22 protein-coding genes and 2 pseudogenes are annotated in these 22618 nt (G+C 53.9%); 14 read left to right on the forward strand and 10 right to left on the reverse strand.

What is annotated here, in order from left to right:
* Positions 1 to 11: 11 nt before the first annotated feature.
* Positions 12 to 545 (reverse strand): annotated as a pseudogene (locus tag WEB54_RS17070) (transposase); the annotation flags it as partial.
* Between the two features lie 248 nt (positions 546 to 793).
* Between WEB54_RS17070 and WEB54_RS17075 the strand changes: the two are divergent.
* From WEB54_RS17075 to WEB54_RS17085, 3 genes are all read left to right on the forward strand, one after another.
* Positions 794 to 1240, forward strand: coding sequence for a hypothetical protein (locus tag WEB54_RS17075; RefSeq protein WP_368056795.1), 447 nt, complete (start codon positions 794 to 796; stop codon positions 1238 to 1240).
* Positions 1221 to 1751, forward strand: a complete 531-nt coding sequence (locus tag WEB54_RS17080) for a hypothetical protein (RefSeq protein WP_368056796.1) — start codon at positions 1221 to 1223, stop codon at positions 1749 to 1751. The genes WEB54_RS17075 and WEB54_RS17080 overlap by 20 nt, the downstream gene beginning before the upstream one ends.
* A 1000-nt stretch (positions 1752 to 2751) precedes the next feature.
* A complete protein-coding gene (locus WEB54_RS17085; protein ID WP_368056797.1) occupies positions 2752 to 4155 on the forward strand; it encodes an NAD(P)-binding protein in 1404 nt (467 codons plus the stop codon).
* Positions 4156 to 4171: 16 nt separating this feature from the next.
* On the opposite strand, the pseudogene WEB54_RS17090 reads toward WEB54_RS17085, so the two are convergent.
* Positions 4172 to 4390 (reverse strand): annotated as a pseudogene (locus WEB54_RS17090) (integrase core domain-containing protein); the annotation flags it as partial.
* Positions 4391 to 4608: 218 nt separating this feature from the next.
* Positions 4609 to 5598, reverse strand: a complete 990-nt coding sequence (locus WEB54_RS17095) for a transposase (RefSeq protein WP_368056798.1) — start codon at positions 5596 to 5598, stop codon at positions 4609 to 4611.
* A 159-nt stretch (positions 5599 to 5757) separates the two neighbouring features.
* Between WEB54_RS17095 and WEB54_RS17100 the strand changes: the two genes are divergently transcribed.
* Together WEB54_RS17100 and WEB54_RS17105 are read left to right on the forward strand one after the other, a co-directional pair.
* Complete coding sequence (locus WEB54_RS17100; protein ID WP_368056799.1) at positions 5758 to 6204, forward strand: hypothetical protein; 447 nt, start codon at positions 5758 to 5760, stop codon at positions 6202 to 6204.
* The gene (locus WEB54_RS17105; protein ID WP_368056800.1) at positions 6185 to 6715 is read left to right on the forward strand and encodes a hypothetical protein; all 531 of its coding nucleotides are present in this window, start codon (positions 6185 to 6187) and stop codon (positions 6713 to 6715) included. Before WEB54_RS17100 ends, WEB54_RS17105 begins: the two co-directional genes overlap by 20 nt.
* A 442-nt stretch (positions 6716 to 7157) precedes the next feature.
* Here the strand turns inward: WEB54_RS17105 and WEB54_RS17110 are convergent, their stop codons facing one another.
* Positions 7158 to 7769: a hypothetical protein gene (locus WEB54_RS17110; protein WP_368056801.1), complete on the reverse strand. Its 612-nt coding sequence runs from the start codon at positions 7767 to 7769 to the stop codon at positions 7158 to 7160.
* Between the two features lie 422 nt (positions 7770 to 8191).
* Here WEB54_RS17110 and WEB54_RS17115 point away from each other — a divergent pair, with 422 nt between their 5' ends.
* Positions 8192 to 8332, forward strand: coding sequence for a hypothetical protein (locus tag WEB54_RS17115; RefSeq protein ID WP_368055335.1), 141 nt, complete (start codon positions 8192 to 8194; stop codon positions 8330 to 8332).
* Here WEB54_RS17115 and map read toward each other — a convergent pair.
* Together map and WEB54_RS17125 are read right to left on the reverse strand one after the other, a co-directional pair.
* Positions 8329 to 9111, reverse strand: coding sequence for a type I methionyl aminopeptidase (map, locus tag WEB54_RS17120; protein ID WP_368056802.1), 783 nt, complete (start codon positions 9109 to 9111; stop codon positions 8329 to 8331). The genes WEB54_RS17115 and map overlap by 4 nt on opposite strands.
* Complete coding sequence (locus WEB54_RS17125) at positions 9104 to 9310, reverse strand: ParD-like family protein (RefSeq protein WP_368055331.1); 207 nt, start codon at positions 9308 to 9310, stop codon at positions 9104 to 9106. Before WEB54_RS17125 ends, map begins: the two co-directional genes overlap by 8 nt.
* Positions 9311 to 9452: 142 nt before the next feature.
* Here WEB54_RS17125 and WEB54_RS17130 point away from each other — a divergent pair, with 142 nt between their 5' ends.
* Positions 9453 to 9884: a GH116 family glycosyl-hydrolase gene (locus tag WEB54_RS17130; RefSeq protein WP_368056819.1), complete on the forward strand. Its 432-nt coding sequence runs from the start codon at positions 9453 to 9455 to the stop codon at positions 9882 to 9884.
* A gap of 173 nt (positions 9885 to 10057) precedes the next feature.
* On the opposite strand, the gene WEB54_RS17135 is transcribed toward WEB54_RS17130, so the two are convergent.
* Both WEB54_RS17135 and WEB54_RS17140 read right to left on the reverse strand, forming a co-directional pair.
* Positions 10058 to 10543, reverse strand: a complete 486-nt coding sequence (locus tag WEB54_RS17135) for a hypothetical protein (RefSeq protein ID WP_368056803.1) — start codon at positions 10541 to 10543, stop codon at positions 10058 to 10060.
* Between the two features lie 1053 nt (positions 10544 to 11596).
* The gene (locus tag WEB54_RS17140; protein ID WP_368053278.1) at positions 11597 to 11812 is read right to left on the reverse strand and encodes a hypothetical protein; all 216 of its coding nucleotides are present in this window, start codon (positions 11810 to 11812) and stop codon (positions 11597 to 11599) included.
* 117 nt (positions 11813 to 11929) lie between these two features.
* Here WEB54_RS17140 and WEB54_RS17145 point away from each other — a divergent pair, with 117 nt between their 5' ends.
* The 4 genes from WEB54_RS17145 to WEB54_RS17160 are packed head-to-tail and all read left to right on the forward strand — an operon-like array spanning position 11930 to position 15657.
* The gene (locus tag WEB54_RS17145; RefSeq protein WP_368053276.1) at positions 11930 to 12826 is read left to right on the forward strand and encodes a Fe(3+) dicitrate ABC transporter substrate-binding protein; all 897 of its coding nucleotides are present in this window, start codon (positions 11930 to 11932) and stop codon (positions 12824 to 12826) included.
* 35 nt (positions 12827 to 12861) lie between these two features.
* Positions 12862 to 13854, forward strand: coding sequence for a FecCD family ABC transporter permease (locus WEB54_RS17150; RefSeq protein WP_368053274.1), 993 nt, complete (start codon positions 12862 to 12864; stop codon positions 13852 to 13854).
* On the forward strand, positions 13851 to 14828 hold the full coding sequence (locus WEB54_RS17155; RefSeq protein WP_368053272.1) for a FecCD family ABC transporter permease: 978 nt from the start codon (positions 13851 to 13853) through the stop codon (positions 14826 to 14828). Before WEB54_RS17150 ends, WEB54_RS17155 begins: the two co-directional genes overlap by 4 nt.
* A 4-nt stretch (positions 14829 to 14832) precedes the next feature.
* Positions 14833 to 15657 carry an ATP-binding cassette domain-containing protein gene (locus WEB54_RS17160; protein ID WP_368053270.1) on the forward strand — a complete coding sequence of 275 codons (825 nt, stop codon included), beginning with the start codon at positions 14833 to 14835 and terminating at the stop codon, positions 15655 to 15657.
* 150 nt (positions 15658 to 15807) lie between these two features.
* Here the strand turns inward: WEB54_RS17160 and oadA are convergent, their stop codons facing one another.
* Both oadA and WEB54_RS17170 read right to left on the reverse strand, forming a co-directional pair.
* Positions 15808 to 17607: a sodium-extruding oxaloacetate decarboxylase subunit alpha gene (gene oadA, locus WEB54_RS17165; protein WP_368053268.1), complete on the reverse strand. Its 1800-nt coding sequence runs from the start codon at positions 17605 to 17607 to the stop codon at positions 15808 to 15810.
* 26 nt (positions 17608 to 17633) lie between these two features.
* Entirely contained in the window at positions 17634 to 19049 is a 1416-nt protein-coding gene (locus WEB54_RS17170; protein WP_368053266.1) for an acetyl-CoA carboxylase biotin carboxylase subunit, read from the reverse strand.
* 125 nt (positions 19050 to 19174) lie between these two features.
* Here WEB54_RS17170 and WEB54_RS17175 point away from each other — a divergent pair, with 125 nt between their 5' ends.
* The 3 genes from WEB54_RS17175 (at position 19175) to ilvD (ending at position 22604) form a co-directional block, all read left to right on the forward strand.
* On the forward strand, positions 19175 to 20137 hold the full coding sequence (locus WEB54_RS17175; protein WP_368056804.1) for a LysR family transcriptional regulator: 963 nt from the start codon (positions 19175 to 19177) through the stop codon (positions 20135 to 20137).
* Between the two features lie 165 nt (positions 20138 to 20302).
* Positions 20303 to 20794 carry an NYN domain-containing protein gene (locus tag WEB54_RS17180; protein WP_368056805.1) on the forward strand — a complete coding sequence of 164 codons (492 nt, stop codon included), beginning with the start codon at positions 20303 to 20305 and terminating at the stop codon, positions 20792 to 20794.
* Between the two features lie 133 nt (positions 20795 to 20927).
* Positions 20928 to 22604, forward strand: coding sequence for a dihydroxy-acid dehydratase (gene ilvD, locus WEB54_RS17185; RefSeq protein WP_368056806.1), 1677 nt, complete (start codon positions 20928 to 20930; stop codon positions 22602 to 22604).
* Positions 22605 to 22618: the final 14 nt, after the last annotated feature.

The following is a 22618-nucleotide window of genomic DNA, read 5'->3' on the forward strand; positions in this document are numbered from 1 at the left end:
GAAAATCGACATTAACTTGTTAAAGAGCTGTCTAAAACAGGTTGACAGGTTCCGAACTTTTCCTTCCACACCCTTGGTGTTAGCTCAGCCACATCACTGGCCGGATGCTCACTGATTCTCTGCAAGACATCCGTCAGATAAGTGTACGGATGGATATCATGCAGTTTGCAGGTGGTGATCAGGCTTTGGATGATGCCAACGTGTTCGGCACCCAACTCAGTCCAGCAGAAGAGCCATGTTTTGCGACCCATTGGGATGGGTCTGAGTGCTCGCTCCAGATGGTTGGTGTCCATCGGCACCTCCGGATCTTCCAGAAAGACACGCAGGGCGTGTTCCCGACTGATCACATAGCCCAAGGCCTTGGTGAACGGGTCCTTGGGCAGCAGGTCCGATCGGCGCAACTGGTCTTCGCACCATTCAAAGAAGGCATCGACCACCGGCTTGCTGTGCTCCAGTCGAACCTGGTGTTTCTTGTCACCGGCGAGATCACGCGCTTTGATCTCGGTTTCGATCTGATAGAGTCGACCGATCCAGTCCAGCGCCTCGGCCAAGTGCAAACAGGACATCCACGTTAGTCGCCTATTGAGGCGTTGGTTTTAATAGCTTATATCTATTGATTGATGTCATTCGGATGGTCGGCCTTCAATACAGTCACCTTAGTGGACACGGCAACTGCTGGGGTAACGCACCAATGGAAAGATTGTTCCGAAGGTTGAAAATTGAATGAAAATCTTCAGGTGGGTGTCCCAACTAGGTACTGCAGATGGGGTATGGGTATGTGAGTGGGAATCCGTTGAAGTGGACGGATATACTAGGGTTGGTGACTTTTAAGCCAGGACCCAGTGGCGCAGACGTCACTGGGTTGCAAGAAGAAATTACTAAGTTGTACCCAACTATAGACAGCACGTATGAAGATTTGGGTCATGACGAGCCAGTCATTACATCCGGTACTGATAGCCATGAGGATAAACCTGGTTCTTTGCATAACGATGGCCTGGCAATCGACATCCGTGGCAATGACAAAGACGAATCGGATAATAAAAAATTGGCTGATGAGCTTCAATCTAGGCTGGATACGCAGTATGGTGACGGGGACTACGATGTTATTTTTGAGGATAAGCCTGAAGAATATGATATGTTAGATCACATCCATATTGAGTATGATCCAGATGTTCCTCCAACAATGAGAGAAGATATGAACAACGTTAAAGGAGATGCTTATGGTTATTGTCCGGCATAGCCTTGGCGTATTGTTCACATTATTTTCTGCCTCTGGTTTTGCTTTTGATCAATACCTGCTTAAAAGTATTGAGCAATTTGATGAGTTTAGTCATGTTGCCGTTGAGAGGGGGTCCATATTCAGCTGTCCAAGCCGCACTGAGGAATGCTTAATACAGCAGTTGAATGAAAATGTACCGCTGGATAATGTGGACCTTTTTTTAAAGGTGTCTCCAGGTTTGATTAAGCCTCGTTTTTCCACTGAAATTGATGGTGTCAGACTGGACCCAGATGATGAGCTGATTCTATTGGATTATTTAATGGAAGGTCGTAGCAGAATTCTCTTTGAGGGAAAGTATTATCGTTGGAAGGTGCCAAGGAGCTTTGAAAAATGTGCTGAACCTGACAATGACCTTCGGTATTGTTGGGCGGAACTTATTCGTCCCGCCAGTATTGAAAGGTGGATGTACGTTGAACAAAATCACTACGGAGCCTATTGGGTGCCATGGGAATACATTGAAGTATTAGACTAACGCTTGGAGGCGGCTAATTTGTGCCTATCCAAAAACACGGCTATATAGGACACCCAGAGCGCCGGGCTAAGCCGGTAAAAGATTGGAGGTGAAAGTCCTCTGCCTGGTAAGGGCTAGCAACCCGCCAGGACCTCGAGTCATGGGCCACTGCTCGTAAGGGTAGGGGTTAAGCGTTGACAGAGGAATGTGCAGGCTCAGTATTGAGCTCCGAGATCACATCCCGAGAATGCCGACCTTGTTGGGTGAAGAGGAAGGCAACATGGTTGTGTTGCGATAAAGCGAGTGACGCAGCCGATTCTCCGGAGTCGTTAGACCTGATACATGTACGGATGTCTTTTACGCGGAACCCGGGAGGTCCTGCGTTGGGTGATTGGTCTCCAGTCACCGGGTCGGGGAAGCCTAAGAAGCGTAGCCCGAACCTCTTGCAATGCAGGAAGTCGGATGGTGACTCTTGAGACACCCACATTAGTCGGCTATCAGTGTTTGGTTTTTGATAGCTTTGATTAATGAAGGTAGAGCCATCTATCGTTCGGGTGAGTGTTCATGTAAAAAGTGGTGAGCAAAGCTTCTTGAGTGATGTCGAGACCGCGCATTGAGCTGAGTAGTTTCTGACGGGTTTAGCTGCGAATATAATATCAAAGTCAGAAATCACGCGGAATTAGTTCAACAGCCTGTTAAAGGTCAGTAGAGTAAACTCTAATATTTTTCCGGATAGTTCACGTTGTGTTTATTTAACTGAAGAATTGAAATAGTCATATCATAGGCTATTGAGTAATCTGGACATCCAAACCAAGAGGCTATCAAATACTTAATTTCTATAGGTTTAACTAATATTGTGATGGGTATCCAGATAAGTCATTACTCGAAGTCAATATGACAACAAGTCGGCATTAATGAGTGAGACTTGAGCTAAACTGAATGAGTAACGTGGCCGCAAACTAAACAGTGAAGCCATCGAGCAGTGAAGCGATGAAAAAGGTTGCGTCGTTCTTGGGAGTTCATGATGAACGAAGAACTTGAAACGGACTATCTCATCGTGGGTGCTGGGGCTGCGGGTATGGCTTTCGCGGACTCGCTGCTCACCCATTCCGACGCGACTGTCACCATCGTTGATCGACGCCACGCACCTGGCGGGCACTGGGTCGATGCCTATCCCTACGTCCGCCTGCACCAGCCTTCGTCCCTTTATGGGGTCAGTTCGGTACCCCTTGGTCAAAATACTATCGATGGTACGGGTACGAACGCCGGCTTCTACGAACTCGCCGGTGCAGACGAAATCCGGGCCTATTACACGCACGTGATGCAGCGCCACTTTCTCCCTGGTGGCCGTGTCCGCTACTTTCCAAACTGTGACTATCTGGGTGATGGCCACTTTGTCTCACGGCTTGGGCAGAAATCCTGGATGGTGAACGTCCGGCGCAAGGTGGTCGACACCACCTATACTGAAGGCGCCGTTCCCGGTGCCAGTGCGCCGCCGTTTGAGGTGGCCGATGGAGTTCGCTGCATGCCCGCAGGCGGAATTGCCAGTATCACGGACCGTCCGGAACGTTTCGTTATCATCGGTGCGGGCAAGACTGCGCTGGATGCCTGTGTCTGGCTGCTGGAACAGGGCGTTCCGGCCGAGGCGATCCAGTGGATCAGACCGCGAGAAGCATGGTGGTTGAACCGCCGCTACCATCAGCCGAATGAACTGCTGCCGGATTTTTATCAGGGCATGGCCATTCAGTTTGAAGCCATGGCACAGGCAACCTCGATTGAGGATCTGGTGTCGAGGCTGGAAGCTGACGAATTCTTTCTTCGCATTGACCCCGACATTGTTCCAACCATGTTCCGGGGTGCGGTGATCAGCGAAGGAGAACTGGAGCTTCTGCGTCAGATCAAGGACGTTATCCGTCTTGGACATGTGCAGCGAATAGAGCGAGATTATATCATCCTTGAAGAGGGTAGCGTGCCCACAGGCGAGGGGACGATACACGTCCACTGTGCATCGAAAGGGCTGTCGCGCCCGTCTCTTCGTCCGATTTTCGAGCCCGGCCTGGTGACCGTTCAACCATTCCTCTGGGGGTTCGCGTGCTACCAGTTCGCCATGCTGGGCGTGGTCGAGGCAACCCTGGACAGCGACGAAAAGAAAAATCGACTGTGCCCGCCGATCACATACTGGGATGTAAATACAGACTATCTGTCGGCATTCTTGAGTGGCCTTGCAAACGAACATGCCCGAGCGGCCTACCCCGAGCTGGCAAAGTGGGCCAAGAATACAAGGCTGAATCCGCTATGCGGAATCAAGCAATACCGCGATGTGCCGAGCGTGGTTGATGCCCATGAACGCATCAATCGCTCCGGGATGGCGGCGGTGGACAATCTGGTGAAGCTAGTCCGGACAAAAGCCACCAACCCAAGCTAATATGGACATGTAGTGGTCAACTAATACCGGACAGTATTTTAAGTTTTTCTTCGGCTACTACGGGAGACATGCCACCATTGAACGAATGAGGCCTTTGCCAGTTGTAGTAGTCCATCAGATAGTAGGCAATGTCTTTCTTTGCTTCAGGTAAATTACGGTAGCCCATCGCAGGCACCCATTCAGTTTTCAAGCTGCGGAACAACCTTTCCATTGGTGCGTTATCCCAGCAGTTACCAATAACTAAGACACCCAGCGTTACAGTTTGTAAGTGTGGTGGATGTCCATACAAGCTCGTGAACTGAAAACAGACGGACATACCAAATGAAAGTCAGGCTTTGCTAGTCAACAGAAGTAAGATAATCCGGAAATAGTGAAGCACTGGGCGTGAAAACACGTTTTCCAGGCACAGAAAACCATCAGACTGACCTGTGAATCGTTTTTTGTAGAGGAAAGTCAGGTTAGCAGTGTTGCTGATGCCAACCCGGGAGTTCGCTGATAACCAAATCGCTGACAGTGGGCTCTGATGGATTGGACGGTACCTACCAAGCCCTTGAACTGGCTTTCAAAATATTGAGTGCTGTAGACCCAGTGCTCAGCGTCAATGCCGAGGCGTTCGAGAATAGGCGGGGTGTTGTTGTTAATGTTCCCGCGCTTGTCATTTCTGATGTGTCTGCCAGTCCAGTCGACCAGTTCCAGATAATCCTGCAGCCGAAAAGGAAGCCCGGCGGGCATGTCCTGGCGGGGGTACCCTGCAAAAGGAAACAGACTTTTTGGTTGTTTTGGTTCTGATGAGGCCTGATCTTCCTTAGCGGATAATATTCGTTCACTTATGGACGTAAAGTCGGAAGTCTCTGGCGTTTCGGCCATCTGTGCGCGGATGGGGTTTAAATCCACATAGGCCATGCAGGCTGCCAGGGCTTTTTCATCAAGCAATGCTTGGGATTTAAAGCGACCCTCCCAGAAGCGGCCAGTGCATATGTCCTCTGCGTTGGCCTGGCGTGCGATGTCTTCATTCAATGCGCGCATGAACCAACTGATCGACATTAAGCGTTCGCGCCATTCTGTTACCAGCTCTGACACGACCTTGAGCTGTTCGTCATACAGGTCTTTACCCGCCAAATACTCATGGCTGAGGAGATTGCCGGCATACAGGGCGTGCCAGCGTTGAATCACTTCGGTATCCGACCAGGCGTTGGCTTTCTCGGCGTTGATGTGCAGCACGATGTGGTAATGGTTGGACATGACGGCATAGGCGCAGATATCGAGTGCATACACCTTGGCCAACGTCAGCATACGTTGCTCAATCCAGCCACGGCGGTGTTCGTAGTCATTACCGGAATGCTCATCACGGCCACACAGAAAGGCGCGACGCACGCACCGGGAAGTGCAGTGGTAGTAAGGCGTCGCCTCCGGGGCGATCTGGCTTTTCCTTGAACGTGGCATAGTGTCCAACCCTGGCGGCCCGTTTTAGTAATGCTGTATAAAGTACTGTATATAATTTTTGGGGTCAAGTCTTCATGTGGGTGTCCGGGTTAAGCTGCCGATCAACTGCTCAGGGACCCGGGTCAGCAGATGGGGTATGGGTATGTGAGTGGGAGTCCGTTGAAGTGGACGGATATACTAGGGTTGGTGACTTTTAAGCCAGGACCCAGTGGCGCAGACGTCACTGGGTTGCAAGAAGAAATTACTAAGTTGTACCCAACTATAGACAGCACGTATGAAGATTTGGGTCATGACGAGCCAGTCATTACATCCGGTACTGATAGCCATGAGGATAAACCTGGTTCTTTGCATAACGATGGCCTGGCAATCGACATCCGTGGCAATGACAAAGACGAATCGGATAATGAAAAATTGGCTGATGAGCTTCAATCTAGGCTGGATGCGCAGTATGGTGATGGTGATTATGAGGTGGTTTTTGAAGACTACCATGGGCCAGACGATGCAAGAGATCATATCCATTTGGAGTACGATCCAGATGTTCCTCCAACAGTTAGAGAAGATATGAATAACGTTAAAGGAGATGCTTATGGTTATTGTCCGGCATAGTCTAATGGCAGTGGCTGTAGTGTTGGCCTCTCCATTATTTGCTTTTGATCAATATTTGCTGAAGAGCTACGAGCAATTTGATGAGACTGTGTATGGTGTTGTACAAGGTGGATCTATTTACAGCTGTCCTGATAGATCCGAGCGATGCTTTCTAAGAGAGCTTAATGAGAGTGTGACTCCAGATAGGAGTGAGTTCTTCCAGAAAGTCTCCTCTGGCTTTCTTCAGCCACGGTATTCCACCGAAATAGATGGTGTTCGGTTAGATCCTGATGATGAACTCATTTTGCTGGACTACCTACGCGAAGGTCGGAGTAGAGTACTCTTTCAGGGTGAGTATTACCGCTGGAAGGTGCCCAGGGATTTCGACAAATGCACTGGGGACGACACTGATCCACGATACTGTTGGGCGGAGCTTGTCCGGCCAGCCAGCGAGGAGCGCTGGATGTACGTTGAACAAGGTTACTACGGCGCGTACTGGGTGCCCATCGAGTATGTTGAACGGTTGGAGTAGGGCGAAATAAACTGGACAGCCACAACAGGGCTAAACAGGACACCCAAGGTAGTGAACTGAATACAGACTACAGACATGCCAAATGAAAGTCAGGCTTTGCTAGTCAACAGAAGTAAGATAATCCGGAAATAGTGAAGCACTGGGCGTGAAAACACGTTTTCCAGGCACAGAAAACCATCAGACTGACCTGTGAATCGTTTTTTGTAGAGGAAAGTCAGGTTAGCAGTGTTGCTGATGCCAACCCGGGAGTTCGCTGATAGCCAAATCGCTGACAGTGGGCTCTGATGGATTGAACGGTACCTACCAAGCCTTTGAACTGGCTTTCAAAATGTTGAGTGCTGTAGACCCAATGCTCAGCGTCAATGCCGAGGCATTCGAGAATGGGCGGGGTGACTAAACATGACACCCAAGGTAGTTACTCAGCTTTAAAGGCCTAAATCTCTCACGGCGTGAAGTTTTTAAAGGCGTTCACTTCTACTTCCCCTTCGCTGTATCCCAGCCTCAATGTATATGAGCTGTTGTTGAGCGTCATTTGCAAAGTATCCCAATTCTGCAGAATGTTTTTATCGCCACCGCGGGAGGCATTAGAAAATTGTTCGATGGGCTGACAGTTGGCGTCGATAATCGTATCTATCCTGAACAGGTCATCAGTCGGAAAAACATTGAAAACCATGGCGCCCAGGCGATTTCTGTTTTCATTGAACAGCAGTGCGATAGGGGTGGTCTTGGTTTGCGTCGAGGACAGAACATTTCTGTCGCTGGCGCCTACTTCCAGTGTGGTCTGTCGGTCGGCAGGTAGTTCACTGAGGTATCGGTCAAAGCAACTACTGATGGAAGTGGATGTGGATGCTTCCGTGGAAGTGGCGGGTAGCCGGAGGTCCGGGAGATCGGTTCTGGCATAGGCCAGGATACAGGCGACGCCCAGAACTATCAGCGGTAAACCCGCACCGACAGACGAGACTTCCAGAGACCCTATGGCGATTTTGCCGCCTGGTTTGTTGGGGTAACGCAATAACACGATGCCACCAAACACCAGCAACCCAATGCCAGCCATCAGCAAGATAACCATTAGGCACCTCCAGGATTGTGCTTGGGGTTATGGGGTAGGTGAGAGAGACTGTAGACTATTTACGGTGGAGTGTCTGGCTACGGCTAGCCCTGGCCACTTAACCCGTTAATCCGTGAAGATAGTGATGTTTCAGTTTGTGGGCCGTGCTCTGGCGGCGTTCCTCACCCGGCCAGACCCGAATCACCAACCTGTTGCTACGAGTGGGCAAGACGTGCTGTTACCCGCGCTGCGCAGAGGTGATGTATTGCTGGTTGAGGGCTGCTCCCGGCCCACTAATCGCTCCCGCAACAACTCTGCCAGTGCCTCAACCGCCAGTTTACCCATGGCAGTGACGCTGGCCATGAAGCATCTGGCAGCGACACTGGCATTTGCCATCGCCGCCTGTAACGCTCGTTTGAATAGGTATCATGTTTGGCGAGCAAGTGGGCCCTGCTGGCTTGCTGGGTGTGGGCGTGGCGAGTCTGGGCGTCGCACTTGCCATGCTGGGTGTTCGCAATTGGCGACCAGGACAGGTACTGTTTGGGTTCGACCCGTTGTGGGCGCGCTAAGCACCGACCACGGCTTCCTCTTCTCGCAAGGTGAGCACCTCAAAGCCGTCTGCGGTAACCGCAATGGTATGCTCCCATTGAGCGGACAGCTTCTTGTCACTGGTCACCACGGTCCAGCCGTCGTGCTTCTGTTTGATTTTGGCTTTTCCCTGATTGATCATCGGTTCGATCGTGAAGGTCATGCCTTCCTGTAGCACCAGCCCTTTGCCAGCCTGGCCATAGTGCAGCACCGAGGGTGCCTCATACATGTCGCGCCCAATGCCATGGCCGCAAAATTCCCGCACGACGGTGTATCCGTTTTTCGTGGCGTGGCGAAGAATGGCATGACCGATATCCCCCAGGGTGGCGCCCGGTTTTACCACCTTTATGCCTTCCCACATAGCTTCGTAGGTTTTGTCGACCAAACGTTTGGCGAGCGGAGTCACGTTACCGATCAGGTACATTTTGCTGGAGTCGGCAATGAAGCCGCCTTGCTCCAGCGTAATGTCGATGTTGACGATATCCCCATCCTTGAGGGTCTGGGTCTCTGATGGAACGCCATGACACACCACGTGATTGACCGAGCTGTTCAAAGCATACTTAAAACCATATTGGCCTTTACTGGCCGGGCGAGCCTTTAATTGATCAATAATGTAACGCTCGGCCAGGTTATTGACGTCCATGGTGGACATGCCCGCTACTATTTGATCATCAAGGTAGTGAAAGACAGAAGCAAGCATTCGGCCTGACTGGCGCATGACCTGCAATTCAGCGGTGGATTTCAGTTTGATCTCAGACACTGGCGATCTTCCTGACCTCAACGTCAGCGACTTTCATTTGCTCGGCCATGATCTGGTTGAACGACAACCCCGGGTTGGCCTCGGCCAACATGCCGATCTTTATCCAGTACTCAGCCTGAGCGTTGATCGACCGCACCATAAAAGAACTGGCTTTGCGGATATCTTGGTGAAGCTCATCGTTGATCTTGACGATTCCCATGGTAAGTCCTGAATATACGGTATGTATACGAACCATATATTCAGCGGTATCTGGTTGCAAGAGATGTTTTGCCAGTGAAGGGGGCACCGCATTTCGCGCCAAACCCAGAAGCCACGACGACGGTGTGCGCAACGGACCCTTCATGGGCGGGCTTGGTAACCCGATGTTTAGTCGCAACATCGATGGCGAATTTGATCGCTGGCAGTTGGAGCCCGGTGTTCATGTGCAGCAAGCACTGAAACCGGCTTTTCTGGCAGTGCGATGGGTAGAGAGTGGGCAGGCGTTTTCGAAAAAACTGAAAATCGGCAAAGAAGCGTCAGCACTGGGAGAGCAAGATCGGTATTACCGGGCGCTGTTTCCGCTTGTGTTCGAGTACTGGCTATCGGAGCAGTTGCCGGCAACGATCAGGGTGTCGATGCTGTCTCCACAGCTTGCTGGCGACAGTGCCACCAGCGCGCTGCCGGTGACGCTCATGCGGGTCGATCTGACGGACTGGAAAGTCAATGTGGCTATCGGTCGCCCTGTTCTGGCTAAACCTTATGGGCTGGTCGATGATGCCGCTGACATCGGTTGAACGTACCGGCCAGCACTGGCCCAACCAGACACACGCGGGCCAGATCAACCATCTTGTGCACAGCAGCCGTAATCGTTGCCAGACGTGTCGAAGAGATTGAGAGAGACGATGCACTAGCTTTGAATGTTGGGATAGTAGCAAGGTAAGATGCCCTTGCCTTGCTACTGGCGAGATTACAGCTTAAGCGTCAGTTTTACACCAATCGTTAGCGTGTCATATTCCAATCCATCCAGTGAAGTCTCTTCAGTGCTGGTTGCCATAAAGACAGCGCCACCTTCAAGGTGATCTGTTATTTCACCCCCGATTCCTATCATCGAAGCGCCCCCGATGCCTACCAGCTCAGTATCTTCAGTCGTAAAGTCACCGAGGCCGAGTCCGCCTTCAAGGTACAAGCCACCCGCCTGTTCGAAGTAGTAGGTACCGCCAATACCAGTAAGGCCTGCAACAGCAGTGGTGCCACTGTCATCCGAAAAGAATGAGGCTTCTCTTTGATAATAAAGCGCAAAATTCGGGTTGATGTGGCCACCGATTTTGAAAGAAGTGAGTATGCCCACGATACCCACTTTCAGAGGCTGAGTCTCCAGCGTAAGATGCTTCAAAAGAGTTTGTATTGATCCCGAGACCGCCAGCCAGGAAAAAGCCTTTACGCTCGTCTGCATTTGCTACTGATGTTCCCAAGGCCACTGTTAGCGCGACTGTTCCCATTAATACTTTTTTCATTATATCTATCGCCATCATTTTTTTGTTTTACTAAATTAACACATGCGCTGAGCAACTAACAACACACCCAAGGTAGTGAATCAAATACAGATTACGGACTTTCCAATAAAAATTCAGACCGCGCTAGTCAATAAAAGGTAGGTAATCTGGAGCTATTGAAGCACTGGGCGTAAAGCATGTTTTTCAGGCACAGAAAATCCCCAGGCTGACCTGTGAACCGACTTTTTTGAAAAGGAAAGTCAGGTTAGCAATGTTGCTGACGACAACCCAGGTGTTCGCAGATATCCAAATCGCTGACATTGGGCTCTGATGAATTGTACGGTACCAACCAAGCCCTTGAACTGGTTTTCAAAATACTGAGTGTTGTAGTACCTAGTGCACAGATCTATGTGATGAGTAGAGGTCAGTTGTGACTTTAGATTGTAAGAAATGCAGAAAGCAAGTAGATGCTAAGTCTCAGCTAAAGGCCGCGATGAATGGGAGCTATTCGTGTTCAGGCTGCGGGCAAAAGTATGCTACTACACAGTTTGCTCGATTCATGTCTGCTTGGGCTTTAGGTGTTCTTCTCGTCGGTTTGCTTGCTTTTGCAAAATTGTCTGTAGTGATCGCGTTCCCTGTAGTAGCTGCACTGTTTGTTGCGCAGGCATGGTTACAAATTCGTAGAGTGATTAAAGCAGGGTAGAGACAAGAATCAGGACATCCATAAAAACAGAAACCGGGTGCTGAAATAATGGTCATGAATAAAGTTGATTCAGAAGTGATCCCCTGCACTAACTGCTGTTGGACCCGGATCAGCCGATGGGGTATGTGAGAGGGAATCCGTTGGTTTGGGTGGATTGGCTAGGCTTGACTAATGACGAGCTAGTCGAAATAGCGGGGAACAAACTTAATCGCTTACCATTAGATGGAGATGTTGAGATTACCGAGCGCCAACGGCCGATGGGCGGTTCAGTTCGGAAGGCAAATATAGAACAAGCGCAGATGGTCGCGACTCAGGCGACCGGCGTGCGCCAGCCGCTGACAATGATCGGCATGCCCGTCAACGCGATGCCCGCTACCACCCAGTCGTAGGCACTCAGTTTTACCTGGTCGACCAGCCGGAGCCAGGTCAGGGCGGTCATGACGTAAACGCCGCCGTAGGCCGCGTAAATACGCCCGCTGGCCGCCGGGTGCAGCGTCAGCAGCCAGACCCAGAGTTCATGCGGGATGCTATAAACAGCCTGCTAACCAGCTCACTATTTTTATTAATGCAAATGAAAGTGATTTGCATAACGATGTGTATTCCAATAGCATCCGACCCTCATTGCCTTTAGAGGAGTCGCGTCGTGCTTCGTTTGATTACCGTATTGTCTGTCATTGTGTTTTCCTGGTCCGCCCAAGCCGAGATTCGGGTGCAAGACGAGTTGGGGGAGTTGGTTCTGGATTCGGTGCCACAAAGGGTGGTAGCCCTGGAGTTTTCGTTTGTGGACGCCCTGGCCGCACTTGGGGTGTCTCCGGTTGGTGTTGCCGATGACGGCGATGCGAGCCGGCTGATCGGGCCGATTCGGGATCAGTTGGACGAGTGGACCTCTCTGGGTGTTCGTTCGCAGCCCAGCCTGGAAGTCATTGCCGCACTGAAACCAGACCTGATCATTGCAGACGTGGAGCGCCACGCCGCCGTCTATGAAGACCTGAAACGGATTGCCCCCACGCTGATCCTAAAAAGCCGGGGCGAGACCTATGAAGACAATTTGGATGCCGTGCTGAAAGTAGCCGAGGCCTTTGGCCAGCAGGATTTGATGGAGCAGCGCATTGCCGAGCACCACCGGATCATGGACGGGTATGCCGCCCAGTTAGACAGTGATGCCACCGTTATGTTCGCCGTATCCAGTGTTAAGGGCGTGTACATGCACGGACCGCAGGCCTATGCCGGCGGCGTTGTCCACCGATTGGGACTGCGCAGTCCATTGCCGCAGGATACCGAACAACCCTACATTCAGGCCACACTTGAGCGACTGGTTCAGACTAACCCGGACTATTTGCTGGTAGGCGAATATGGTGATCAAACCGCCGTTGACGAGTTCAAGCAAAACCCGCTCTGGTCGGTTATGGCATCGGTCAGGCAGGACACCTACGTGGAAACCGATCCGCGCTTGTGGTCGCTGAACCGGGGCATGATCTCGGCCGAAATCATGGCGGCTGAACTGGTCAAGTTGCTGAGTACGTCCACCGCCTCCCGATGACCATAGCACTGTCTGCCCCGCGCTGGCGGCCTCCCGTGTGGTGGCCGTTATGCGTCATGCTGCCAGGCCTGGCACTGGCGTTCGCGCTGTCGCTGTCGAGCTTTTCCCTGTTTGGGCTGGGCTGGATGGATATGTGGCGCGTTCTGATCGACTACGACCCGACTAGCATCAAGCACCAGGTATTGGTCTCGCTCCGGTTACCGCGAGCGCTGGTCGCGATCTTTGTCGGCGCGTCGCTGGCCGTGGCTGGCCTGGTGATGCAGGGAATGACGCGTAACGAACTCGCTTCGCCGTCGGTGTTCGGTGTCAGCGCCGGGGCGACCCTGACCTTTGCCCTGTCAGCCACGGGTCTGTGGCCCGGGTTGTCGGCGCTGCCCATCGTGCTGGTGACCTTTTGTGGTGCTGGCATCGCGGGCGCTCTGGTGTTTATTCTCGGGGGCTTGCACCGTGCACCCATTAATCCGGTGCGGGTGGTGCTCGCTGGCGTGGCGTTGAATTTCCTGTTTCTTTCCCTGACCCGGGCCATTGTGATTTTGGCAGACGAGAACGCCTACGGTGTGTTTCATTGGCTGACCGGAAGTATTGGCAACGCCACCTTCGCGGACGTACGGCTGGTGATACCCTGGACGCTGCTGGGGCTGATAGCCGCATTTTGGTTGAGCCACCCGCTCAACCTGCTGCGCCTGGGCGAGGAGCGAATGCAAAACCTGGGCGGTGGCCTGGGACGAGTGCGCTGGCTGGGCAGTCTGACTGTTATTCTGCTGGTGGCCGCGGGGGTGAGCGTGGCTGGCCCGGTAGGTTTCGTAGGCTTGATGGTGCCGCACATCTGTCGTTTTATCGTCGGACAGGATTATCGTCTACTGGTGCCCATGTGCAGCCTGACCGGTGCCGTTCTGATGTTGTTGGCCGATACCCTGGCGCGTGGCTTGAGATTCCCGGATGACAGCCCGGTGGGTATTTTAACCACCTTGCTGGGCGCGGGCTTTTTCCTGGTTCTGGCACGACGCAACCGGGCGAATGTCGCATGACAAGACTGCTGTGCTCCGCCGCTGGCTTGCTGGCCACCTTGCTGCTGTTTGCCGCCTGGCATCTTGGCGCCGGGGCGGTATCGATAGCGTTGCCAGACTTGTGGCAGACGCTGATACGCGGGCATCCGGACTACGACTTTATCTTCTGGGACTACCGCTTGCCGCGCCTGGTGATTGCCAGCCTGGCCGGAGCCGGATTGGCCTTGTCCGGGCTGCTGGTGCAGGGCGTGGTGCGTAATCCGCTGGCGTCGCCGGATATTCTGGGTGTCACGGGTGGAGCCAGCCTGGCGGTGGTGGTGACAACGCTTGCCTGGACCGGCGCACCGGTCACCCTGGTTCCCTTCGTGGCTCTGGCTGGCGGGCTCGCCAGCGCCGGCTTGTTGCTGTGGCTGGCGCGCTCGCAGTTGCACCAGCCGACTTCACTGGCGCTGATCGGCATCGCGTTGGCGGCCCTGTTTGCCGCTGCCATTGATTTTCTGCTGACCATCAACCCATTGGAAATCAATTCGTCGCTGATCTGGCTAACCGGCTCAGTCTGGGGGCGTAACTGGTCGCACTTGCCGTTGTTGTTGCCCTGGCTAGCCGTGTTATTACCGGCTGCGGTGTATTTGGCCTATCAACTGGATTTGCTCAGCCTTGGTGATGACACCGCCATCAGCCTGGGCACTCGTGTTGGCCGAGTTCGCATCGCGGCGCTGTTGACTGCAGTGGTGCTGGCCAGCGCGGCCGTATCGGTCTGCGGCGCGATCAGCTTTGTTGGCCTGGTCGCACCGCATATGGCCCGTTTTCTGGTCGGTGGCCGACATGTGCGGCTCATTCCTGTCTGTCTGCTACTGGGCGCGATTATGCTGGTCAGCGCCGACCTGTTTGCGCGTATTCTGATGCCACCGATCGAACTGCCCGCCGGCATAGTGACCGCTTTTATTGGCGCCCCTTATTTCATTTTTCTGATTACTCGATACCGACACTGGTGACCCCATGCCAAATGTACCGGCTTTCATTATCCAGAATCTAACCGTTGGCTATAGCGGTCAACCCATTCTGAACCAGTTGGACCTCACGCTCGACAGCGGTCGGGTCACGGCGCTGATAGGCCCCAATGGCTGCGGCAAGTCGACGTTGCTGAAGGCAATGGCCCGTATTCTGACGCCTGCATCAGGCGGCATTCGATTAAGCGATGGCTCTGCCCTGAGTGCCTTGTCTGCCAGGGAGACTGCCCAGCGTATCGCCTTGTTGCCGCAAAGTCCGCTCGTGCCTGAAGGCCTGAAGGTATTCGACCTGGTAGCCTACGGTCGCTCCCCACACCTGAACGCCTTTGGCCATTTGCGTGAGCGGGACCGCGAGGCCATTCAACAGGCCCTGGTACGAACCGATGTGGAATCCCTTAGCGATCTGCCGCTGGCACAATTATCCGGCGGCCAGCGCCAGCGCGTCTGGATGGCCATGATTCTGGCGCAACAGGCTGATATTATCCTGCTCGATGAGCCCACCACCTACCTGGATCTGGCGCATCAGTACGATCTGTTGGATTTGGTCCAGGACCTGGCCGCCGATGGCCGGACCGTGATCACCGTGCTGCACGATTTGAACCAGGCGTGTCGGTACGCGGACGAGTTGGTGGTGCTGAAGCAGGGACGGTTGATGGATCAGGGCGCGCCAAAAAAAGTGATGACGGAGGCAATGCTGAGGGAGGTGTTCAGTCTGGACGCACAGATTCTCGACGATCCGGAAACCGGTACTCCACTGTGTGTGCCACGCGCCAGGGGCAAGTATTATCATCAGGCGTCATGGGCCGTGGCATAACCCGGCTGGCCAGCGCTGCGCCGGCAGCTTATTGATGCATCCACATTAGGTCACTATTGCCACTGTAGTATAAATAGTCCAAAGCCATTGATTTTAAGGTGGGTGTCAATGGAATCCTTTCCGCGGGGCTGACGACGACATTATCAGGCTTCAGCCGATCTCGACCAGCACCTCACCCGGTGTGACCCGGTCGCCTTTGGCCACATACACTGCCTTCACGGTGCCAGCGATACTGGCGTTGATCTCTGTTTCCATCTTCATGGCTTCGGTGATCAGTACGGCCTGGCCCGCTTCAACCGTATCGCCTTCGCTGACCAGCACTTCCACAATGTTACCTGGCATCGCCGCCGTTACATGCCCGGGTTCAGTGGCTTTCTTCCGACCGCTGCCACGGGCATCGGCGACGTATTCGTTCAAAGTTTCGAACACCACCTCTTCTGGCATACCATCAAGCGAGATGTAGAGTTTGCGTTTGCCGCTGCCAAAATCGCCAACCCCGGTGATGGCTACTTCGTACGTCTCGCCGTGAACGTCTACCTTAAATTCGGTGGGTGTCATGCCTGAGGGTTTGTGCGCGCCAGCAGATTCCGGTGGCAGCAAGGGTTCAGGGGACAGGGTGCCCTCGGCACGCTGTTTGAGGAAGTCGCGCCCCATGTCCGGAAACATGGCAAAGGTTAAAACGTCTTCCTTGCACTGCGCGAGCTCGCCAATGTCGCGGGTCAGTTTCTGTATTTCCGGTGTCAGCGCATCGGCCGGGCGAGCGTCGGAGACGCTTTCGTTGCCAATGGCTTTTTTCAACACCTCGGCATTGACCTCTGCCGGTGGCTTTCCGTAACCGCCCAGAAAGTAGCGCTTTACTTCGTTGGTGATGGTTTTATAGCGTTCACCGGCCAGTACGTTGTATACCGCTTGGGTGCCGACGATTTGGGAAGTTGGCGTCACCAGCGGTGGGTAACCCAGGTCTTCGCGTACGCGTGGAATTTCGTCGAACACTTCGCGAATGCGGTCCAGGGCGTTTTGTTCTTTCAACTGATTGGCCAGGTTGGACATCATTCCGCCCGGCACCTGATTGATTTGCACCGAGATGTCTTCGCGGGTGAATTCGCTTTCGAACTGATGGTATTTTTTGCGCACCTCGCGGAAATAATCAGCCACCTCTTGCAAGGCGATCAGATCCAGGCCGGTGTCCCAGGGGGTGTCTTTCAATGCCGCGACCTGGGTTTCCGTGGCCGGGTGGCTGGTGCCGCCCGCAAACGAAGAAATGGCGGTGTCGATGCGGTCAGCACCGGCTTCAATGGCTTTCAATTGGCACTGGGTCGCGAGGCCAGCGGTTGAATGGCTGTGAATAACCAACGGTAAGTCGACTTCAGCTTTGATCGCCTTGACCAGATCGTAGGTCGCATACGGCGTCAGCAAGCCGGCCATGTCTTTAATGGCAATGGAGTCAGCACCCATGTCACGCAGTGCCCGGGCCTGCTCGGTAAACATGGCCAGGGTGTGTACCGGGCTGGTGGTGTAGCAGAGTGTGCCCTGGGCATGTTTGCCAGCTTTCTTCACGGCTTTCATGGCAATGTCCAGGTTACGCAGATCGTTCAGCGCATCGAACACCCGAAACACATCGATGCCGTTGTCGGCCGCCGATTGCACAAAGGCTTCAACCACGTCGTCGGCGTAGTGGCGATATCCAAGCAAATTCTGGCCGCGCAGTAACATTTGCAGTCGGCTCTTGGGCAGGGCGGCCCGCAATTGGCGCAAGCGCTCCCACGGGTCTTCCTTCAGGAAACGAACGCAGGCATCGAAGGTCGCGCCACCCCAGACTTCCAGTGACCAGTAGCCGATGTTATCGAGTTTCTCGCAAATGGGCAGCATGTCTTCCGTGCGCATGCGAGTGGCGATCAGTGATTGGTGGGCGTCGCGCAAGGTGAGGTCGGTTATTTCAATCGGTTTCATTTTTTTCTCCTCTTAACCGGCGTTGGTTACCAGCCGGCGTGGGCGGCAATGGCTGACGCCAGAACCAGTGCGATTTCACTGGGGTGACGTTTGGTGGAATAGTTCAGAAGTTCCGGGTGATCGGGCACAAAGCTGGTGTTGAAATCGCCTTTCTGAAAGTCGGGGTGCGCGAGAATTTGCTGGTAGTAATTGGAGGTGGTGCGAATGCCGTGCAAGCGCATGTCGTCCAGGGCCCGGCGTCCGCGAGCGATGACGTCTTCCCAGGTCAGGGCCCAGACCACCAGCTTGAGGCACATGGAATCGAAGTAGGGCGGGATGTCGTATCCGGTAAAAATAGCGGTGTCGACCCGAACACCCGGTCCGCCCGGCGCATAGTAATGTGTGATGCGACCGAAGCTTGGTAAAAAGTCGTTCTTGGGATCTTCGGCGTTGATGCGAAATTGTATGGCGAAGCCGTGCAGTTGAATGTCTTGCTGGTCGTAGCGCAGCGGCATACCCGAGGCAATGCGCAGTTGTTCCTGAACAATATCGACCCCGGTTACCTGTTCGGTGATGGTATGTTCCACTTGAACCCGGGTGTTCATTTCCATGAAATACACTTCGTTTCCGGTCAGCAGAAACTCGACGGTCCCGGCATTCTCGTACCCCACGGCCTTGGCTGCCCGCACCGCCAGTTCACCAATGTAGTGGCGTTGTTCCGGGGTGATTTGCGGGCTGGGTGCAATCTCGATCAGTTTTTGATTGCGGCGTTGAATCGAGCAGTCGCGCTCGAACAGGTGAATCACGTTACCCTCGGCATCGGCCAGAATCTGCGCTTCGATGTGGCGCGGATTCACAATGCATTTCTCCATGAATACATCGGCCGAGCCAAACGCTTTGGTCGCCTCGGAAATAACCCGAGGGTACTGTTTGGTCAGCTCATCGGCTGTGTCGCACCGCCGTATGCCACGGCCACCGCCACCGGACGTGGCCTTGAGCATGATCGGGTAACCGATCTTCTCGGCCAGTGCCAGCGCTTCTTCCAGATTGGCGAGGTTGCCATCTGAACCGGGCGTGATGGGCACGCCAGCGGCGCGCATGCTGTCGCGCGCCGATGTCTTGTCGCCCATCTTTGCGATGACGGTGGATTTGGGGCCAATGAAGACAATGCCTTTTTGTTCACACAGTTGCGCGAAACGGGCGTTCTCCGACAGGAAGCCGTAGCCCGGATGGATGGCATCGCAGCCCGTTTCCAGGGCCCGATTGACGATGCGCAGCGGATCAAGGTAACCCTCGAGCGGATCATCACCCATCGAATAGGATTCATCGGCACGTTTTACGTGAAGACCGTAGCGGTCCGGCTCGGTATAAATCGCCACCGAGCGGATGCCCAGTTCCGAACAGGCGCGGATGATGCGGACGGCGATTTCACCGCGATTGGCTATGAGAACCTTCTTCAACACAGGTCGTTCTCCCTCAGTGGGTCGATGAACCTACGCTATCGCAAGTTTTTCATAATTTAAAATTGATATAATTTATATTTTCCATAAGCTGGAACTTATGGACTGTTGAAAAGAAAGAGGTGATCGTGAGGCTAAGCGTTCAAAAGCTGATCAGCCGGCTCTCGTTACGGCAATTGGAAGTGTTTTTAGCGGTGTACGAAGAGCAGGGCTACGGCAAGGCCGCCAATGCCCTGGGGTTAACCCAGCCAGCGGTCAGTTCCCAGATCCGCCAACTGGAGAGTGCTCTGGGTCAGAAGCTGTTCGAATACATTGGCCGCAGGCTGTACTGTACAGCAACCGGCGAAGTGGTGGCGGCGAGTGTGCAAACCCTGTTCGCGGATCTGAGCCGTCTGCAAAGTGACATTCATGCGCTGGATGGGCGAATATCCGGTGACCTGAAACTCGCGGCGGTAAATACCGCTCAGTATGTGATGCCGTATCTGCTGAAACCGTTTTTGGACCTGTATCCGGAGGTCAATGTGTCGGTGCAGGTGGTTAACCGGGGCCTGGCTCTCGAACGGCTGTCGGACAGCAGCGATGACCTGATGATCATGGGCATTGTGCCCGGCGACCGGCCGCTGTCGTCAGTGCCGTTCCTCGACAACGAGTTGATTCCCGTGATGCCCGCCAACCACCCACTGTGTGGCCGGGCCGATGTCACGCCTGAAGAGTTTTTGCAGCAGAATTTTCTGGCTCGTGAACGCGGCTCCGGCAGCCGCCTGGCTCTGGAACAACATTGCCATCAACAGCGGCTGCGTATGGTTCCGCAAATGGAAGTTGGTTCAAACGAAGCACTTAAACATGCGGTTATTGCCGGCATCGGTGTTGCTATTCTGCCGCGTCTGAGTGTACTGGCGGAACTGAAGCTGGGCAGTTTGAAGACGTTGCCACTTGAGGGGTTTCCGATTCGCCGATCCTGGTGTCTGGTATACCCGACAGGCAAAAGTCTGTCGCCGGTGACGCGGCGTTTTGTCGAACATATTCAGGCCAATCTTGCTGGCATTGACCAGCAGTTTCGGCATATGGCCAGGGCGGGTACACCCGTTTGAAAGGAGCGAGCTGGCAAGGTTTGTCGGAGCATCCAGACTGGCCATTTTTTGCTCTCGGGTGGCGATGTTCTTGCCAAGCCCAACACTTGGACGCCCTGGAAATAGACGTAGTCCGGGGCGAGAAACAGTACAGTGGTTACTGCCACGATGAAGGAAATTTGCCTGTTGAGTAATATTGCCCTGTTCGTTGACGTACAGAACGTCTACTACACAACCCGTGAGGCCTATGGTCGACGGTTCGATTATAATCGATTCTGGCAGCAAGCCACGGCTGGCCACGATGTTGTGGCAGCGTTCGCTTATGCCATTCATCGTGGTGATGAAAAACAACATCAGTTCCAGAACATTCTTCGGGCGATTGGGTTTACGGTGCGGTTGAAGCCTTATATCCAGCGCCAGGATGGCTCAGCGAAAGGTGATTGGGATGTGGGCATTACCATTGATGTGATGGATGTAGCGCCCACTGTCGACCGGGTTGTGCTGGTCTCCGGCGATGGTGATTTCGATTTACTGGTCGATAAAATCAGGCAAGACCATGGTGTTCATGTCGATGTGTATGGCGTTCCCGATTTAACGGCACGGTCTCTGGTTCAGGCGGCCAGTCGCTTTGTACCCATTAACGATGACCTTTTGCTGCCATCGCCTGCCCGAAGCTGAAGAAGCGTACCGGTAAGGATCCACCAGCTCATCCGACTTTGGCCTTTCCCTGGCATTATCGCTGAATGGCATTGCTGACCTACCCTGATTCTGTCAGTCTGAAAGCGTTAATTAACCGGATCAGGAGGCAACCATGGCCGAAGACAAGCGCCGTCGTTATTCATCTCAGGTGGTCGATGGGTTAGGGAAATCCGCCAGTCGAGCCATGCTACGAGCCGTTGGGTTCACTGACGATGATTTTCAAAAACCCCAGGTGGGCATTGCCTCGACCTGGAGTAACCTCACGCCCTGCAACATGCACATCAACCGCTTGGCGGAAGAGTCGGCGGCGGGTGCCGATGAGGCTGGCGGTAAATCGCTGATCTTCAACACCATTACCGTGTCGGACGGCATTGCCAATGGTACTGAGGGCATGAAGTATTCGCTGGTATCGCGCGAGGTCATTGCCGATTCCATTGAGACGGTTGCCGGGTGCGAAGGCTTCGATGGCCTGGTCGCCATTGGCGGCTGCGATAAAAATATGCCGGGCTGCATGATGGGGCTGGCGCGGTTGAACCGGCCTTCGGTGTTTGTATATGGCGGCACCATTATGCCGGGTGAAAATCACACCGATATTATTTCCGTGTTCGAGGCGGTGGGTGCGCATGCCCAGGGCAAGCTGGATCTGATTGAGGTGAAACAGATCGAAGAGACGGCGATTCCCGGGGCAGGGTCGTGCGGCGGTATGTACACGGCCAATACCATGGCGTCGGCCATTGAGGCGATGGGTATGAGCCTACCGGGCAGTTCGGCGCAGAATGCGGTGTCGGATACCAAGGTGGCGGATTGCCGGGCTGCCGGTGCCGCTGTGCTGAACCTGCTGGAAAAAGACATCAAGCCATCCGACATCATGACCCGGGAAGCCTTCGAGAATGCCATCACCGTCGTCATCGCGCTGGGTGGTTCTACCAATGCGGTGCTGCACCTGTTAGCCATGGCCAGCACCGTAGGCGTGGAGCTATCGCTGGAAGATTTTGCCGAGATCGGTAAACGGGTGCCTGTGTTGGCAGATTTGCGCCCCAGCGGTCATTACATGATGTCGGAACTGGTCGCTATTGGCGGCATTCAGCCGCTGATCAGAATGCTGCTCGATCGTGGGTTGATCCATGGTAATTGCTTAACCGTTACCGGGCAGACGCTGGCCGAGAACCTGGCCGATGTTAAGCCCTATCCCGACGGGCAGGACATCATTCATGCGTTCGATAACCCCATCAAAGCAGACAGCCATCTGCGTATTCTGTACGGCAACCTCGCCCCCACAGGTGCCGTCGCGAAAATCACCGGTAAGGAAGGCACGCACTTTACCGGGCGGGCCCGGGTGTTTCATTCGGAAGAGGAAGCCCAGGAGCGCATTCTCGACGGTTCTGTCGTCGCGGGTGATGTTTTGGTGATTCGTTACGAAGGCCCCAAAGGCGGACCGGGTATGCGGGAAATGCTCAGCCCCACCTCGGCGATTATGGGCAAAGGGCTGGGCAGCGATGTCGCGCTGATTACCGATGGCCGGTTTTCCGGGGGCAGTCATGGTTTTGTGGTTGGCCACATTACACCCGAGGCCGCCGAGGGCGGCCCCATTGCTCTGGTTGAAGACGGAGATACCATCACCATCGATGCCGTCAGCAACCGGATTGAGCTGGATATCTCTGAACAGGAGCTAGAGCGCAGACGACAGGGCTGGCAAGCACCGGGCTTGAAGTACACCCGGGGTGTGCTGGCGAAGTATGCGCGATCGGTGGGTTCTGCCTCGAAGGGTGCGGTTACTGACCTTCCCTGACGACAGTCTGGGCT

Source organism: Saccharospirillum sp. (assembly GCF_040881935.1).
Classification (GTDB): domain Bacteria; phylum Pseudomonadota; class Gammaproteobacteria; order Pseudomonadales; family Natronospirillaceae; genus Saccharospirillum.

Coding starts and splice junctions, on each gene's coding strand:
- WEB54_RS17080 (WP_368056796.1), top strand. CDS start 1,221: ATGGTTATTGTCCGGCATAGCCTTGGCGTATTGTTCACATTATTTTCT.
- WEB54_RS17085 (WP_368056797.1), top strand. CDS start 2,752: ATGATGAACGAAGAACTTGAAACGGACTATCTCATCGTGGGTGCTGGG.
- WEB54_RS17095 (WP_368056798.1), bottom strand. CDS start 5,598: ATGCCACGTTCAAGGAAAAGCCAGATCGCCCCGGAGGCGACGCCTTAC.
- WEB54_RS17105 (WP_368056800.1), top strand. CDS start 6,185: ATGGTTATTGTCCGGCATAGTCTAATGGCAGTGGCTGTAGTGTTGGCC.
- WEB54_RS17110 (WP_368056801.1), bottom strand. CDS start 7,769: ATGGCTGGCATTGGGTTGCTGGTGTTTGGTGGCATCGTGTTATTGCGT.
- WEB54_RS17115 (WP_368055335.1), top strand. CDS start 8,192: ATGTTTGGCGAGCAAGTGGGCCCTGCTGGCTTGCTGGGTGTGGGCGTG.
- WEB54_RS17125 (WP_368055331.1), bottom strand. CDS start 9,310: ATGGGAATCGTCAAGATCAACGATGAGCTTCACCAAGATATCCGCAAA.
- WEB54_RS17130 (WP_368056819.1), top strand. CDS start 9,453: ATGGGCGGGCTTGGTAACCCGATGTTTAGTCGCAACATCGATGGCGAA.
- WEB54_RS17135 (WP_368056803.1), bottom strand. CDS start 10,543: ATGCAGACGAGCGTAAAGGCTTTTTCCTGGCTGGCGGTCTCGGGATCA.
- WEB54_RS17155 (WP_368053272.1), top strand. CDS start 13,851: ATGACAAGACTGCTGTGCTCCGCCGCTGGCTTGCTGGCCACCTTGCTG.
- WEB54_RS17160 (WP_368053270.1), top strand. CDS start 14,833: ATGCCAAATGTACCGGCTTTCATTATCCAGAATCTAACCGTTGGCTAT.
- oadA (WP_368053268.1), bottom strand. CDS start 17,607: ATGAAACCGATTGAAATAACCGACCTCACCTTGCGCGACGCCCACCAA.
- ilvD (WP_368056806.1), top strand. CDS start 20,928: ATGGCCGAAGACAAGCGCCGTCGTTATTCATCTCAGGTGGTCGATGGG.